At 72.0% G+C, this 1,077-nt stretch carries 1 protein-coding gene; it reads left to right on the top strand.

Annotated elements, in window-relative coordinates:
* Positions 1-268: 268 nt before the first annotated feature.
* A partial coding sequence (locus AB0L34_RS34310; RefSeq protein ID WP_363709832.1) for a cytochrome P450 occupies positions 269-1,077 on the top strand: 809 nt, incomplete at its 3' end.

Here is a 1,077-nt window from a genome sequence, read left to right as displayed (position 1 = left end):
GTGGCCGGCGGCCTGGAGCGCCCAGCCGAGCGGGACCAGGCTGTAGAAATGCGACCGCCAGCCCCACGTCGACATCAGAATTCGCAGAGCCGCAGTCAAATCCCACCAATCCGCGCGTGAAACGGCAGTCCTGGCCAACCGATGCTAGGTGATGGAAGCGGTACGCGGAAGGTCGCGGACGACCGCAATGGATATTGACGCCGGGCTAACCGATGCTGGAGTCTTAGCCGGTGCCCGAGGTGGACCGCGATCGGCAGGCGGTGGTGCGTTGAGCGTCAATTCCGGGTTGCGTTCCTATCCGTTCGAGCCATTCACCGGCGATCTTCCGGCCGAGCTGCTGGAGATGGTCGTGACCGAGCCGGTCAGCCGGGTGCGGCTGCCCGACGGGCGGGCCGCCTGGCTGGTGCTCGGCTACGAGCAGTGCTGCACCGTGCTGGCCGACCCCCGTTTCTCCCGGCTTCCGCTCGGCGCCACCGCGACGCCGGACGGCGGCGGTCCCCGCGAGTTGAACATGGACGGTCCGCCGCACGCGGCGGTGCGCCGGGTGGCCGCGCGCGCGTTCACCGCCCGCCGCATCGAGACGTTCCGTCCCCGGGTGCAGCGGCTGGTGGACGAGCTGGTCGAGGCGATGCTCGCCGGCCCGCGCCCGGCCGACGTGGTGGCCGGGCTGGTCGCGCCGCTGCCGGTGTTCGTGGTGTGCGACGTGCTCGGCGTGCCGGCCGCCGACCGTCCCCGCTTCTACGCCTGGATCGAGGGGCTGAACTCGGTCACCGCGTACGGCTCGGCCGACGCCGCGACCGCGCAGGCCCAGCTACGGGACTACCTGGCCGGTCAGCTCGCGCGCAAGCGGGCCGAGCCCGGCGACGACCTGCTCTCGGCCTGGGTCCGCGGCACGCACGAGCTGGCCGACGCCGAGCTGGTCGAGCTGGCCATGGGGGTGCTGCTCGGCGGGCTGGAGATCAACTCGACGAGCGCCGGCCTGCTCGCGCTGTTCCGGCACCCGGAGCAGCTGGCCAAGCTGCGTGCGGCGCCGGAGAAGCTCTCCGCGGCCACCGACGAGATCCTGCGCTACACGTC

The sequence above is a fragment of the Micromonospora sp. NPDC052213 genome (assembly GCF_040679695.1).
Classification (GTDB): Bacteria; Actinomycetota; Actinomycetes; order Mycobacteriales; family Micromonosporaceae; genus Micromonospora.
This window is presented reverse-complemented; position numbering and strand designations above follow the sequence as displayed.